The organism is Labilibacter marinus, from assembly GCF_001659685.2.
GTDB classification, from domain to species: Bacteria; Bacteroidota; Bacteroidia; order Bacteroidales; family Marinilabiliaceae; genus Saccharicrinis; species Saccharicrinis marinus.
On record NZ_LXYE02000035.1, the window covers coordinates 14,794 to 30,668 of the forward strand.

Here is a 15,875-nt window from a genome sequence, read left to right on the forward strand (position 1 = left end):
AAATTAAAAAGGAGGCGATTTCGCCTCCCTTACAGGTAACTTTGGAAATAGACTATATAAACTATAGTTTGCTATGCATAAAACTTTGATAGAGTTCTCCGGAAAATACTTTCACTAAATAATTCCCTTTCGGAAAGTCTCCCATGTCAACTCGCACTGTATCCACGCTCTTGTATTCTTTGTTTAATACCGTTTGCCCTGACATATTAAAAACGCTTAATTCTATTGCATTCTGAAATTCATAAAACTTAATATTAAACCTTCCGTTAGATGGATTTGGAAATAACGAAGCCATATCAGTCTGAAGACCAGCGGAAGGTCCAAAAATCCCTAAACCTTCTTCATCCTTAATTTCTATAAAATAAACCTCGTTAGGTTTAAGTGTAGGCTGGTTACTCACTTTAACTCCATTGAGTAAATCAAAACAAGCTGTACCAACAAAAGCATCCTTTAATACAATATTTAGTTTAGCATCGGTTTTACCTAGATTAACAATAGACAATACATCATTACCGTCCTGGTTTTTAATACATTTCCATGCGCATCCTTTTTTATAAATGCCATTTGTTTCCGTTACACTTACCGCTGGCATTAATCCTTTAGCCTCTACTAACTCAAAGGCTTTTTTATGCATCTCCTCTAATGTATTGGCATTAATAATTGTTCCTACTCCAGCTGTTAAACTTCCTAAAGATTGACTGTATTCATTCTTTGCCAGACTTGCATTATCAGTTATTACAGTACCTCCTCCATTTAAATACGACTGTAAGGCATCCAGTTCATCCTGGGTAACAAATTGTGTTTTATATACCAAAATAACATCCCAAGTATCATACTGCTGGTTTGTAATAATGTTTTTTGTAGCAAAACCTATAGGCACTCCTTCAAAATTTAAGTGCTCATATAATTCAAACACGTCATCCATGTGCTTAGCCTTATTAATGGCCGATGTTTCTGAATGAAAAATTCTGATAGGTTTTCGCTGACGTTGCATTGCCGTAATCTCTTCGGAATATGAGTTTAAGTCCATATGAACAGAGTGCACCTCATTGATAATACGTGGCTGTTGATTGTTAGATCCAGCATAACCATTTCCAACGTTGTTTTTAATTGAACCATCCTCTAATCTTCCCCAAACCCAAATTTGATTGGCATTTAAGCCATGCGTAGCTGCTGCCCAAAAGGTAGCCCTTGCATATAAAGGGTCTTGAAATAAATCACGTGATCTTCCTGTAGACAAATAATGTGTTTCTGTATTATATGAAATCTTTTCGGGGCTTACCGATTTATAAAAATCAAATCCCATATATAACTCTCTCCAATCAAAGGCATAATGTTCTTGCCACTCATGCGGCTCTCCCCACATAGGTGCATTTTCCGAACCAGAATCATTTCCTATTATCTCGCTCAATTCGGTTAACGCCTCCATATCAATTCCGTGACCTCGTTTATTATCTGTCCAAAGGTTAGGCATTATTTTAAGATGAACTTTAGCATCGGCATCATATTTTTGAATGGTATCTTTTACATCACTATACCATTGTGTTACTCTAACTCTATTAAACTTAACCCAATCGTACCACTTCGGAGATCCTATTAAACCCGTATAAATTGGGATATCAATACTTACGTCATCAAATGAAGCAAAACTGGTTCCCCAATGCGAATTTAATTCGGCTATATCCCCATGCTTATCTTTTAGCCAAATTTTAAACTTATCAATTGTATAATCTGAAACTGGACCGCTTGCCCAATCCCAGTCATCTTCATTATCGGTATCTTTACTTTTAGTGGTGTAAAAATGAGGCTCGTTACATAACATATACCCTAACTCGCTATATTTTTTGCCAGCAGCAACTGGAACTATTTTTCTTAATAGTTTACCTTGAATATCTCTTGCTCCAGGATTATCAATATCATACCCAGTATATGTATTCTCTCTCATTCTAAAACCTGGACCATACTCATCTTCTGCCCATTGCGGTACATTTTTATTTCCGATAAAAATAAAACCAACGGTTCCTGATGGCTTTGCATTTATCGCATTCCAGGTTCCTGCATTAATATCACCATTAACATTACTTACTTTGTTTTGGTCAATATAAAATCCATCCTCATTTCCATGGAATTCGGTTAACTTAGCCGTTGCTGGTTTCCAGGTATAATCAGCCGTAAAACAAGGCCTACCATTAAATGTTAACTGATCACCTTCATGTGAAACCTGCGACCAATCTAAATTCGGAATTACTTTTCTTGTATAAATGCCTTCCTTTAATTTTGTTAGGTAAGCTATTGCATCATCTAACATAACGATGACTTCTCGTCTTTCAAAGTCTGGCAAAAACTCTGCTGCCTTGGCTGCTGTATCTTTATATATTTTAACGAGCTTAAACGCATCAATATTCTCCGTTTGATGAGACTCATCCCAGTCTGCAAAATCTAAAAACACCTCCGCTGTTCTAACGGTCATTTTTTCTTTTAATGCATCAATACCTTGCAACTCACACTCTGTTATTAGGGTTTCAAGAGTATTGATTTTTGCTTGAGCTTTTTCCTTTAGTGTTTGTCCCTGTAATATTAAAGAGCAGGTAACAAAAACTACTAACATTGTTATTCGTAGATTATTCATTCCAGATATATTTAGTTTTAATTATCGAATGGCAATTAATTAAAAAGCCACAATAATGAATTGTATCAGAATAAATAAAAAGTACCGCAGGATAATTTATCCTATTTCAAATGTCCTCAACAGTCTTTTCTTTATTTCAGGAGTCCTATCACATTAATTTCATTACCTAACAATGCTCAAAACAAAAACACACTAACCCTTAACTTACAACACAATAGGAACACCTTAGTAAACGAAAAACAATTATTTTACAAATACCTTTTTAAACCCAGCATGCATGTGTTCGCTATCGTGAAAATGCATTTGCACCGCCTTTATTACAAACCAATAGCTATGCTTTGGATTAAGTGGCTTACCTGCATCATATACCAACTTCTGTTTACCACTTTTCCAATAACGTTTGCGCAAAACTTTATATTTTTCACCGTTTTGTACACATTCTAATTCTACCCACACATCAGCAGTACGAACGGACTCAATTTCCGCTTCAAATTCTATTATCCCTGATGAAGGAATAGTGTCAGGGAAGGTATGCATCACAATGCCATCTTTTGCAGGATGGCCATAATTGTGCGCGTCTGCATTTTTAAATCGGGCTAAACTTTTGTTGGGTGCTCCATTGGAGGTGGAAGCCATTCCAACATAAAATTCATCTCCCAAATCAAGTTCAGTTTCTCCCATAAAATCCCAGTTCATACGATTACTGGTAGACGTATAGCAAGTAATAGTATTGGCTTTTTTATCCAAACGAACCCAATAGGGTGTTTGAAGGTTTGCTGTTTTTAACTTGGAAACCTTTTCTCCAAGATTAGCCCGCTGTTTATAGGTAAACTTTCCATTTTTGGTAAATGATGCCAAAACAAAGGGTGCACCTGCATCTAAACTTTTGCGCATCATCAAACCCGACTGGATATCTCCTCCTGAAATTTCGTCGGAAAGCAAAAACACTTTTGTAGATACATCGCCACTCATCTTTTGGTAAGTAAAATGAAAAGCATCCGTTTTTTCATCCAACCGATTACCTGTGGCTTTAATGCGTATGGTGTTCACTACTTCATCGTATCCAGCATTTCCTTTTGAATGAACCGTTCCGATATCCACCGATTGCCAGGAAGTAGGGGGCGGCGTGGCGTCTGCCGTTTTATGCTCAGTATCTACCAAATTTCGCATATGCCTACCAAAAGCAGCTCCATCAAAAGGCACCACCATTACTTTGCTTCCATTTTCATCGTTTCCTGCATCATCGCCTTTATGCACATCAATAACAGAAAAATTAAAAGCTTTTACTTCATTATTCTCGGTATAAACGGTTGGGCGCTGTACCGTAAACCACTTCTCCTGTGTTCCATCTTTATGACGAAAAACACCATGGTCATTACTATAGGCCAAACCTCTATTTTTCCAATTGTGCATCCCATCTTCCGATGTTAGATGGTAGGTTCTGTCATGTTGGTAATGGTTCACCACAATATGATAAAGGCTGTCGCTATACCATACTGTTGGATCTTCGTTTTTAAATTGTGGCATATCTTTTACACCCAACCAGGCTTTGTCCGACATCATTTTGTATGGCCCTAAAATTCCATCATCGGAAATTATGGCCACACAATGGCGCGCAATCATCATATACCTACCATCAGGACGAAGTATTATCATTACATTAGCTAAATTTCCAACACCGCCACCTCTTAAAGCTCCATCATCCAACTCGTTGTATCGACCCCAACCTGGATAATACCCATTGGGGTCTATTTTAAACTCGCCCAACAATTCGAAGGGGCCATACGGAGAATCGGATACAAAAACCTGACCTGGAACTACCTCACTGGCCACTAAAGCATACCGACCATCGTGCATGCGCAAACCAATTACATTATGACCTTTGCTATTGTTCCATTGCGGCCAAGCTTCGCCTAAATCATTGTATGGTCCATATAGATGATCACTCACGGAATGCATAGCCTTTGAACCTTTGGTCCAGCCTTGCCCATGGTGCCACGATTGCTCCCAACGGCTGGCATACATATGATATTTACCTTCGTCATCTTTAACAATACTTCCATCCCAATAGCACCAGTTTGCAGGGCGGTTTTTTCCCAATTTCTCATCGAAAACAGACTTATCTTCCAATCCATTTGCTGTATCGCGAGGTAACACATCTTCGTGCCCCCAAACTCCAACAGAAACTAAAGGTGCTTGCTGTTCGAAGGGTTGAAAAAAATCTATCAGCGTTTTTGCTTGCTCATCTTGATTGGTTTCTACGTTTATTTGGCATGCCGTAAAAAACATCAATATGGCACAAATGAAAAAAGTCTGTTTCATATTAGTTCTTGTTTTTGAATTGATCCTGATTACTTCTTTGATCTTGCTGCCTTTTCTTGGTCAACAATTTTCTGCATATCTCTATCAAACGCTTCTCCATCAAAAGGAACTACCACAATTTTACTTCCGTGTTTGTCATTACCTTGATCGCCACCTTTACCTACATCAATTACCGAGAAGTTAAAGTGAGTAACATGCCCTGTTTCTGCATCTACATGCGCTGTTGGTCGTTCAACAAACTCCCACATATTTACCGTGCCATCAGTATATTTAAATATTTTAGATTCTCCTTTTTTATAGGCTATACCGCGGTAAGTCCAATCGTTTATGCCATCCTCGGAAGAGAAAAAGTGACAGGTTTTGGAAGGCCAGTGGTTATACATGATATAATATCGTCCACCACTGTACCAAACAGTTGGATCTTCGTTATTGTGTTTATGTAAGTCTGGTCGATTATGGAAAACTGGGCCAGCAACTATTTTATACGGGCCTTGAATGCCATCTTCGCTAATCATTACGGATGTATAGCGAGGAACTAACATAAAAATCAGTAAAGCACACCTTCCGATGCCAGTTTATCTAGAAATGGAGTTTTAATTAATTTTTGACCATAACAACCTAATTCTCCATAGCCCATATCATCGGCCAAAAGAATAATGATGTTTGGTTTTGCCAAATTCTTTTTTGCAGGTTTATTTTCTGATGTGCTTGTGCAAGCATTTAAGCACATGCACAAAACTATTACAACGCTTGTGATTACTTTATTCATGGTTTTTTTCGGTTAATGTGTAAATGCAAAAAAGTCTATCTTTTATTAGATAAGCATATATATGAGTAATATTATTTTGCTTTAGAGTACATTTAGTGATTACTTCTATTCTACATCGGTATTACTTAAGCAGAATGTATAGATTATGAATATTATTGAAGAATGTGGTACCGAATTATTGTTACACCCAAATGGTATTATCAGATACCTTTAAGTAATATATGATTAGAAAACATCAAGGATATAGAAACTTGGTAATCGATATTTATCTAGCGATACAAAAGAAAGCATAAGCAGTAAAATAAAAATATCCCCGAGGTCATAATTAATACGAACTCGGGGATAACAGTTTTGACTTACTTAAGAACAGTCAATTACAAATGTGATTTTTCTGTTTTAATTGTAAGGAGGATACTGTTCTAAATTTGCATTTAAAAGAATTTCTCCTGCCGGAATTGGCATATAATAACGCCCTTTATCTATTGAATTTAGAGGAGGCAAATCAAATAATCTGCGCGCAGGATAAGGTTCATCAGTATTTGTTCCATCATTATTGAAAGTTAAATCAGAACCATCTTCATTATACATAAAATCAGCTTTTCTGGCATTTGCCCATTCTACCTTCTCGGTTCGTTGCAAATCAAACCAACGTTTATTTCCATCACCTCCAATTTCAAAAGATACTTCTTCCAAAACAGCATCTCTAAATGCTTCAGCTGATAATCCGGCCTCTAAGTGAAAACTTATAGGATCTGCACCTGCATCAATTTTAGATTTATTTGCTCTCTCACGTACCGAGTTAATGGCAGCATATGCATCTGCACTAACGTCGTTATCTACCATGGCATCAGCTTCGGCAAACATCAACAATACCTCGGTATAACGGTATACATCAAAATTCCGATAATTATCCCTAAACCACTCAAATGGAATCAACCAGTTATACTGCAACCTCTTAAAAGTTGGATGTCCTGAATTAAATTGTTGCCATGGTACAGTTTCATTTGGATTTGGTTCGTTATCCGTAGGGCGCTGATGACCAAACTCATTAAATGTAAACGCAAAACGATCATCGCGTGGGAAACGTTGAAAATACCCAATCTCAACAACAATATCGTTCCAACCACCAAATCTACTATCTACATATGAAACCCCCATATTGGTCGCATAACCATACCCTTGCACTGTTCTATAAATTCCTATTAGCTGAAAAATAAATTCATTATTATATTCTGCTTCTTTAACGTAGTTCTTTCCTTCATCAAAATGATAGGTATACAAGGTAGCATAATCTGGCTCAAGCGAAGCTCCAGATTTATCTTTTACATCAGTCAGTAAAGTAAGTGCTTTACCATAATATTCCGCACCCATTTTCAAAGGCCATCCTGCCATGGTCATATAAACATCGGCCAATAAGGTTTTTGCAGCCCAAACTGTTGGATATGCTCTATTAGAACCTTGCTGATTAGGTAACCATTTTATAGCCTCTTCCAAGTCATTTGCTACAAGATTAAAAACATCAGCAGCAGGACTTCTTGCTAATTTTGTATCTACAACGGATGAAGTAGGCATAGGAATATCTCCCCAACCTCTTACCAATTCAAAATAATACAAAGCCCTATAAAAACGCGCAATTGAAACCATAGCCTCAACCTCAGTTAAGTTTGATTCTGTTATAGCACTTTCATAATTACCCAACACTGCATTTGCCTGATTGATTACCTCATATGAACCATTCCATGCATCGTTTAACTGACTATTTCCTACCGAAACATTAAATTGGTCTATTTCTCTTTGTTGAGCTTTATTCTCACCATGATTAGTCGTCATGATATCATCGCCATACGCTATGGCAGAAAAACCTCGACTACCCATTGTACCACTACCGCTAAGCGCTCTTTCAACAGTACCATTTACAGCAAGGGTAATATCATTCATATCTTTATAAAAAGATTCGACGGCCAAATTTGCCTTAGGCTCTTCTTCTAAGAAATCTTCACATGAAGAAAACAAGCCCAATAAAACTAATCCAAATAATAAATATATTGCTTTCATATTCAATTCTTTCTTATGATTTAAAAGGATAAATTAACACCAAGACTAAATGTGCGCGGAATTGGGTAGGCTCCCCATGCAACACCTTGCTTTAAATCTTCGGTACCAGTAGATGTTACACTTGGATCAAGACCTGAGAAACCTGTAATAGTAAATAAGTTTTGACCATTAGCATATACTCTACAATTGCTCAATCCAATTTTTTGTATTACACTCTCGGGAAGCGTATAACCTAATGTCAGGTTATTTAATCGAAGGTAATCTCCTTTTTCTAGATAGTCTGTAGACGATGCTGTTACGAAACTGTCATAATGCGACCATATATCAGATTCGTTTTGCGAAGTATATCGGTTATCCATTCTTTTAGATATCATATAATTCTGCGTCATGAATTTATCAATATACAGAATGTCGAAATCCAACGCACCTTGAAATAAAGCTGACAGATCGAAGTTTTTGTAAACCATGTTAACACTAAATCCAACATTATACTTTGGCAATCCATTACCAAGTACCCTCGCATCGTCATTACTATACTTATAATCCACGCTACCATCTTCTCCTGGCACATCTAGATACTTAGGATGCCCAGGTAAAGCATTGTATAATGCTGCTTGAGACGCTTCACTTTGCTTCCAGGTACCTAAATAGTCCAAACCATGAATATCACCTAACGAATGCCCCGGAGTTAGATAAAAAACCTGAATACCATTCATTGAACTACCCGCCTGACTATTAGACAATGCAATTCTTTCTTCATCAGCCAACACGCCACTGAATCCAACAAAAGTATTGTTGTTATACGACATATTTGCACCTAATTCAAGCATAAAATCTTTTGAGCTGAAGATTATTCCTCTTAAATCAACCGTATACCCCTTATTTTCCATTTCTCCAACATTCATCAATTGCTCTGCAGGTTGATTCCAGCTTTTTCGCGGCACTCCGGCAAAACGAGGAAATGGCACTCCATATAATAGGTCTGTTGTGTTTTTATGGTAATAATCAAAATCTAATGTTAATCTACCCTCAAAAAAAGAAGAATTGAACCCAACATTAGTTTGCGTGGTCGTTTCCCACTTTAAATCAGGATTCGCAGGAGCACCTAATTGTGCAGCATTCGAAAGCGTTTTGCTATCCAGAGCTATTGTCTTTGGAATTAAACTTGACATAGTAGCATAACTATCTATAGCCTGACTACCAACCTGACCGTGACTAAACCTCACTTTAAAGGAATTTACTGTCTCTCGCAAGGATTCAAAAAATGGTTCTTTATGCATATGCCAAGCAATTGCACCAGAAGGGTAATAAGCCCATTGGTTGCCTGGAGCAAACTTTGATGAACCATCGGCACGCATTGAAAGACTCAATAAATATTTATTGGCAAATGAGTAATTAGCTCTACCCAAAAAAGAAGCCAATTGACTGTTTACATAACCAGAACCAACACTTGGAGTAGATCCCACTCCAATATTATAATACCCTAATGAATTGGTAAGCAAAGTACTATTTGAAGCATTATCATTCAAGCCTTCACTTTTTGCAGCTTCCTGTACCAGTACTAAATTCAGGTTATGATCTCCTGACTCCACCTGATATGTCAGCTGGTTATTTATCTGCCAAGAATAACTGGTAGTACTATTGTTATTAACAGATGATGAACTAGGAGATTCACCTGCTTTATATCGGCTAAATCCTCTACCATTGCTATTATAAAAAACAGAACCCAAGTAAAAACTATACTTTAGTCCTTTAAGTATTTCGTAATCTAAACCAAAATTTGCCTGAAACTTATTTGAGATAGACACATTATCCTTAATTTCTACTGTCTGCACTGGATTTTCGGCAGTTGAAGAACCATAAGGCCCTGCCAGAGAATAATCTCCAGTTTCTGGATCAATAACCGGAATATTTGGGGAGAAGGTATAAACATCCTGCATCCTGTCTGGATAATAATACCCTTGACTACCTTCTTTTCGCATAAAATTAACATTTAAAGTAGTAGTTACTTTTTCATTAATTTTATGCTCATAATTTGATCGAAATGTGATGCGCTGAAACTCATCATTTAGCATAATTCCGGCCATCTCTGAATAACCAATACTATTAAAGAATTTACTCTTATCATTTCCTCCAGAGAATGAAACCTGATGTTCCTGTTTAAATCCTGTTCTAAAAACAGCATCTTGCCAGTCTGTACCTTGCTTGCTTCCATTGCGGTAAGCATCAATCTCAGCATCAGAGAACCATTTGTTATTAATTCCAGACTCTTCAAAACCAATCTGATTATGTAGCTCCATATAATCAACAGCTCCATAAAGATCCATCTTATTATAAATCTTATCCCATCCTACATTGCCATTATAGGAAACTTTCACTTTTCCGGCTTTACCTTTTTTGGTGGTAACCAGAATAACACCATTAGAACCTCTCGAACCATAAATAGATGTAGCAGAAGCATCACTCAATACCTCCATCGATGCAACATCCTGTGGATTAATCTCGCCGAGGTTGCCACCTAAAAAACCATCAACAACAATTAGTGGTTGGTTGTTTCCTGTTATAGAGTTCGTTCCTCTAATTCGAATTTTCATATCGTCTCGCGCCACATTTCCGCCTGAACGCTGAACTACAACACCGGGAGAACGCCCCTGAAGCGCATGTTCGATACGAGCAGTAGGCTGCTCTTCCAGCACGTCATTCGAAATGGTAGAGACCGCCCCTGTAAGGTCACTTTTCTTAACTGTACCATAACCAATTGCTACAACCTCATCTAACCCAATTGATGAAGTTTCTAAGGCCACATCTACTGTTGTTTTGCCAGTAATATCAACCTCCTTGATTTCAAAACCGATAAAAGAGAATACCAATGTGCTAGCATCAGAAGAAACCGATAAATTAAACTTACCATTAACATCCGTTGCCGTACCTATGCTAGTACCTTTAACAACTGCAGAAACACCTGGTAAGGGCAAACCATCATCTTTGGATATTACCTTTCCGGTAATCTGTTTTTGTTGGCCATATGAAAATACGGACCATGTCATCAGTACAAGAAGTACTAATTTAAATTTGTTTAGTTTTTCCATAAAAAAAAATTTAGATTTTTGATGCTTTCAAAAGTATCCGCACAAGCCCCCTTTATTCATGTCTTAGAGTAAATATTTGCAGTCTATCAGTCTATTTTCCCTAGTGCATTCTAGGCAATACATGGCGGAACAATTTCATATAATAAAGACGCACCAAACAACGCACTAAACACTCACAGAGTGCCACTTACAAAACTCCACCCAACCAATAGTATCAACTCATATTTTGGTCAATGTCAGTCTTATTTCGTTTACCGCTAGCACCCTTTCACCGAGAGTTGGGATTTTATATATAAAAGGGGTATATTTTCGTAGTTTTTGCATCATAAAAACACTTCATGACTCTCTTTTTCTTCATCTAAGCATTATTTTTTCTCCTCACAAACAAGAAAAATACACTGCTACCATGATTTTTATTAATGCAATAATTAATTTAGGAAGTCTTGTGGGATTTATTTATCAAATAGAGTTTCTCATCACTTCTCCTGTTAAGGTAACTCTAATTATATAATAGTAATTGGCAATACTATAAAATGAGTATTTTGACTAAACACATTACTAATCATTCTTCTTTTTCTTAAGTTTTCCTGCAGATGTACACGGACCAGACATTTGGCCTTGCCAAGTTTCATAAATCCGAGTCATTTCTTGTACTTTATTGGGGTATTCATGTGCCAGATTGATAGTTTCTCCAATATCCTCATTAAGATTAAAAAGTTGTTTTCCTCCTGGGTAAGTATAATCCTCGGCTCTTATACACTGTCCATTCTCAATACTAAAACCACTGTGCTGCCAATCTCCATTATTAATGAGTTTCCAGTTACCTTGTCGTACCACCCAAGTATCGTCCTGACCTTTTGCCCAACAAAGGGATGCGTGATGATGAGCCTTTTTTGTACCCAATACATTCAATAGGCTTTTCCCATCAAGATCGACAGGTTTACTTGTTTCGGTTAAATCCAGCAGAGTTGGAAAAATATCCATTGCAGAAACTAAGCAATTATTAGTTTGTCCTTTAGGTAGGCTTTTAGGGTAAGAAACTATCATTGGAATACGAATTCCTCCTTCCCCAAACATATACTTATAGCCTCGTAATGGAGCATTATTTGCAAAAGTATTTATGGTTCCTCCATTATCCGAAAGAAATACAAGAATGGTATTCTCCAGCTTTTTGGCCTTTTTTAAGCTTTTATATAATTCTCCTATATTATCGTCAAGGGCTTTTAGTTGTGCTAAATATGCTTTTCGTCCATAAGGATCTACTTCCCCCATATGCCCCCACTTTTTATGAAATTCAGTGTGCGGCTCGTCGGTCGGTTCCCAGTAAGGATACTCCCATTTCTCTGCATTTCTATCAAAGGGTTTAAATGGAATACCAAATTGATTCGCATATTTTTCAGGAACAACATAGGTAGGCTGATGCACTGCGTTGTATTCTAACTGAATATAAAACGGCGTATCTCCTCTTTCTCTCTGAATGTATTCTATCGCTTCTTGGGTAAATATTTCCGTTGTAAAACCATTTTCATATGATACCTTTTCTTTGTTTGCATTTTTTACCAAAGGTCCTATTACCTGACATCCTAAATCCGTGGCTCCTTTTTTGCGGTAAGCTTCTACATCTTTCTCACTCAAACGAATGTAATCCCAACTATGGTGCAAAAAACCTAAAAATTCATCGAATCCATGGTCGGTAGGATATTCTACAGGTCCGCCATTAAGGTGTGTTTTTCCTATTTTTTTGGTAGCATATCCTGCTGTTTTTAAAACTTGTGGTAAAGTAAATTCATCAGCTGGTAATCCACCTTCGTTATACCAATAATTTCCCCAACGCTGCTGATATTTCCCTGTAATTAAACCTGTACGAGATGGACTGCAAATAGGAGCTGTTGCATAGGCATTGCTAAAGTAAGTTCCACTTTTTGCAATTTTGTCTATCGCAGGTGTTTTTACTTTTTTCACATCAGCAGGAGCCTGAGGTAAAAAGCTTAAATCTGCATAACCAAGGTCATCTACCACAATCACAATAATGTTTGGCCTTTGGGACGCCTCAGCACCTAGCCAACTACACGCAAAAAATGAGACAAAAAATAGGACTTTAGAAATCGGTTTCATATTTTTTCATTTCTGTAACTACAAAACACCTTCACCTCCGAAATAATTCATTAATATAAATGGTTTAATAATTACTTCGGCGATGTAGGTTCTGCATCTATTATTTAAACAATAAGGCTAATTGCTCCAATGGTAGCTCTTGCTTAGGCGCAAAATTCTCACTTCCCATATATGATAGAATTGAATTACGCATTTGAATTGCCTCGGGTCTGTTGCCTAGATTCCTTTCAATATCCATACTGCAAATCATCAAACTTCCTTTCCCAACTTTCACTTCTAGCAAACTTGCCAATTTGTGGTTTCTTCCGTAATTATCAATAACACGAATGATAGGTTCGATATTTGTTTGTAGCGTATCAAGTACAATAGTATTTGAGTTTTTCTTAAGACTCCACCATTGCCAATTACTGTGCTGTTCGGTTGGAAAACTCTTAAATACTGGATGAGCAGGATTACATAAAACACTCATCGTAGTATTGCCTCCTCGCGGTTTTGTAAACCACCAAGTAGGGCTCCAGAATACTGATTTAGGATTACCTTTTAAACTGTTTTTCAGATTTTCTTCAGCGGGCAATAACAATACTTTTTTACCTTGAGCAAGTGCTTTTTTTACACTGTTATCCAATGTTCTTCGCACAACAATATCACTAGGCCACACTTTTGCCTTTTCTGCAGTATAACACCATACATCCCAACTATTTTCACAATCAACTCCTTCCAGGCCAACTGTTATACTAAGTTTTGAAGCAGATTGAACAAAGGATAAGTCCACTTCAATTTCACCCAATGCAACACGTTCTCCTTGAGGAATATCTTTTACGTCAAATTTTCCATTTTTTAATACCTCCCCTGTTTCATTTGTAATCTTCCAAAATGGTTGAGCCTGATTTAGTTTGCCTGGTCCATAATTTAAAATTTCAGCACTTGCCTTAAATGGTTCATTATTAGAATATGTTCTTTTAGGCATGCGTAACAAAGCAACGGTTGGCGCATTAAACTTGCGAAATTCCTCAGGCGTAATGCCGCCTTTGTTATCCCAAAATGCATCGAACAAACCTACATGTGCGGTTCCTTGCCCAGGATAATCGTGCAACGAAAGCAACTGAAAACCCGCATGCCCTTCTGTCCGCATCAAAATCTCAATTTCTTCTTTATACATTATAGCTGCATGCCTTGCTGTAGCATCCAAAAAGGCAGGTGCTAGGTCTAACATTCCTTTCGCTTTTAAATCATTTTTTATAGCCTCAAGATTTACAGGTTTTAAAACTCCAGTATATTTAGAAATCTCATCCATGTTTGGATAAACCCCATGCTGCCCAACTTCATGCGTTAAAGATGCCCATGGACATTTTGTGTAATACTCTCTATGATCACCCGCTGTACCAGGCTTGTAAAAACCTCGTGCTCCACCCACTCGATACTGATCAATATTCGATCTACTTTGTTTATGATCCATCCCTCTTCCTCCTGAAGTGGTAGTGTATAAATGTCGATTATCATCTTTCATTGCTGTAGCAATCATATGTACATTTACAGGATCTTCCTCTTCATCTTCCGACAGCTCATTTCCTCCAGACATAAACATAAAAGAAGGGTTATTACCATAGGCCTTATTGATTAGCAATAATTCATTCTGGATAAATTTGTCGCGTATAGGTTCATTATTCACATTGGCACGAGGTGCTTCTGCCTGAATATACATTCCCACTATATCGGCAGCATCAAAAGCAGCTTTTGGCGGACACCATGAATGAAAGCGAACATGGTTCATACCTATTTCTTTTTGCGTTCTTAGAATCTTCACCCAACTCTTTGTATCCATCGAAGGATATCCCGTTAAGGGAAAAATACAGCATTCCAAATTACCACGCATGTAAGTACGCTTGCCATTTATGGTAAAAATGGTGTTATCTACCCCAACTTCACGCATTCCAAAGTTGGTGGTATATTCATCTATGAAATCATTAGATTTTAAGCTTGCTGTAATGTTATATAAGGTAGGTGTAAATTCGTCCCACAACTCAACATCTTCGCCCATATCAATAAGAGCTCCAACAATTTGCTTTCCTTTTTTTAGAGATACATTAATGGTTTGAGATGCAACTTCTGCAGTCTCTCCTTTTTTACAAACCAACAAATCAATAATAGCATCGCCTGAAACTCCTGACGTATTTTTGATATTAACAACAACTTTTGCTTGCTTCTTGTTAACATCGGGATAAATACGTAAGTCTTCCATCCAAACTTTATCTTTAACCTGCAGCTCTATTCGTCCTACAATACCATTCCAATTACTTTGTGTATGTTCCGATACCGAAGATGCAAATCCTCCTAATGTAAAAGGATATTTATTGTTTACACAAATAGTTAAGGTGTGCTTCCCTGGGTATAGAAAAGAAGACAAATCGTATTCATGAGCAGCACACAGACTATTTTGAGTACCTACATACTGATTGTTCACCCAAACCTTTGTAATCCAATGACAACGTTCAAGCAACAAAATAAAGTTCTTCTCCTCCCAGTTTTGAGGAATTTCTATTTCGCGTTGATACCAGGCTTTTCCCACATAATAATGCGGACGAACAAGTGCATTATATGGGTCTTTAACTATTTCTGGCTGACCAAGCTTAGCCTCATCGGTAGTACCAGGAAGCTGCATAGGGGTTTTAAAAGTTGTATTATACCATTCTTGCTTTTCGCCTTTATTATCTGGATCGAGTTGTACAGACCAAGTGCCAGCTAGGTTTAGCACATTGTTCTGCTGAGTATTTGTACATCCACTGGAAAAGAGAAGTAAACTAAGGCAAGCAAATATTGATACTATATTTTTGCGTTTCATGCGATTTATTTTTTTGAAGATTCTTCCTTATTTACATTGATGACTTTTGTAACTGAA

At 37.3% G+C, this 15,875-nt stretch carries 8 protein-coding genes; all 8 read right to left on the reverse strand.

What is annotated here, in order from left to right; genetic code table 11:
• Positions 1–61 precede the first annotated feature (61 nt).
• Complete coding sequence (locus A8L32_RS14545; RefSeq protein ID WP_083631351.1) at positions 62–2,629, reverse strand: T9SS type A sorting domain-containing protein; 2,568 nt, start codon at positions 2,627–2,629, stop codon at positions 62–64.
• A gap of 243 nt (positions 2,630–2,872) precedes the next feature.
• Positions 2,873–4,951 (reverse strand): glycoside hydrolase family protein, encoded by a 2,079-nt coding sequence (locus tag A8L32_RS14550; protein WP_143525119.1) that lies wholly within the window; start codon positions 4,949–4,951, stop codon positions 2,873–2,875.
• Positions 4,952–4,980: 29 nt separating this feature from the next.
• Entirely contained in the window at positions 4,981–5,493 is a 513-nt protein-coding gene (locus A8L32_RS14555) for a glycoside hydrolase family protein (protein ID WP_075590823.1), read from the reverse strand.
• Between the two features lie 5 nt (positions 5,494–5,498).
• Positions 5,499–5,720: a sulfatase-like hydrolase/transferase gene (locus A8L32_RS14560; protein ID WP_198931789.1), complete on the reverse strand. Its 222-nt coding sequence runs from the start codon at positions 5,718–5,720 to the stop codon at positions 5,499–5,501.
• Positions 5,721–6,116: 396 nt separating this feature from the next.
• Complete coding sequence (locus tag A8L32_RS14565) at positions 6,117–7,775, reverse strand: RagB/SusD family nutrient uptake outer membrane protein (protein ID WP_075590824.1); 1,659 nt, start codon at positions 7,773–7,775, stop codon at positions 6,117–6,119.
• Positions 7,776–7,795: 20 nt separating this feature from the next.
• Positions 7,796–10,864, reverse strand: coding sequence for a SusC/RagA family TonB-linked outer membrane protein (locus A8L32_RS14570; RefSeq protein ID WP_075590825.1), 3,069 nt, complete (start codon positions 10,862–10,864; stop codon positions 7,796–7,798).
• Between the two features lie 558 nt (positions 10,865–11,422).
• A complete protein-coding gene (locus A8L32_RS14575; protein WP_075590826.1) occupies positions 11,423–12,979 on the reverse strand; it encodes a sulfatase family protein in 1,557 nt (518 codons plus the stop codon).
• Between the two features lie 100 nt (positions 12,980–13,079).
• On the reverse strand, positions 13,080–15,818 hold the full coding sequence (locus tag A8L32_RS14580; RefSeq protein WP_075590827.1) for a sugar-binding domain-containing protein: 2,739 nt from the start codon (positions 15,816–15,818) through the stop codon (positions 13,080–13,082).
• Positions 15,819–15,875 lie beyond the last annotated feature (57 nt).

Coding starts and splice junctions, on each gene's coding strand:
- A8L32_RS14545 (WP_083631351.1), bottom strand. CDS start 2,629: ATGAATAATCTACGAATAACAATGTTAGTAGTTTTTGTTACCTGCTCT.
- A8L32_RS14550 (WP_143525119.1), bottom strand. CDS start 4,951: ATGAAACAGACTTTTTTCATTTGTGCCATATTGATGTTTTTTACGGCA.
- A8L32_RS14555 (WP_075590823.1), bottom strand. CDS start 5,493: ATGTTAGTTCCTCGCTATACATCCGTAATGATTAGCGAAGATGGCATT.
- A8L32_RS14560 (WP_198931789.1), bottom strand. CDS start 5,720: ATGAATAAAGTAATCACAAGCGTTGTAATAGTTTTGTGCATGTGCTTA.
- A8L32_RS14565 (WP_075590824.1), bottom strand. CDS start 7,775: ATGAAAGCAATATATTTATTATTTGGATTAGTTTTATTGGGCTTGTTT.
- A8L32_RS14570 (WP_075590825.1), bottom strand. CDS start 10,864: ATGGAAAAACTAAACAAATTTAAATTAGTACTTCTTGTACTGATGACA.
- A8L32_RS14575 (WP_075590826.1), bottom strand. CDS start 12,979: ATGAAACCGATTTCTAAAGTCCTATTTTTTGTCTCATTTTTTGCGTGT.
- A8L32_RS14580 (WP_075590827.1), bottom strand. CDS start 15,818: ATGAAACGCAAAAATATAGTATCAATATTTGCTTGCCTTAGTTTACTT.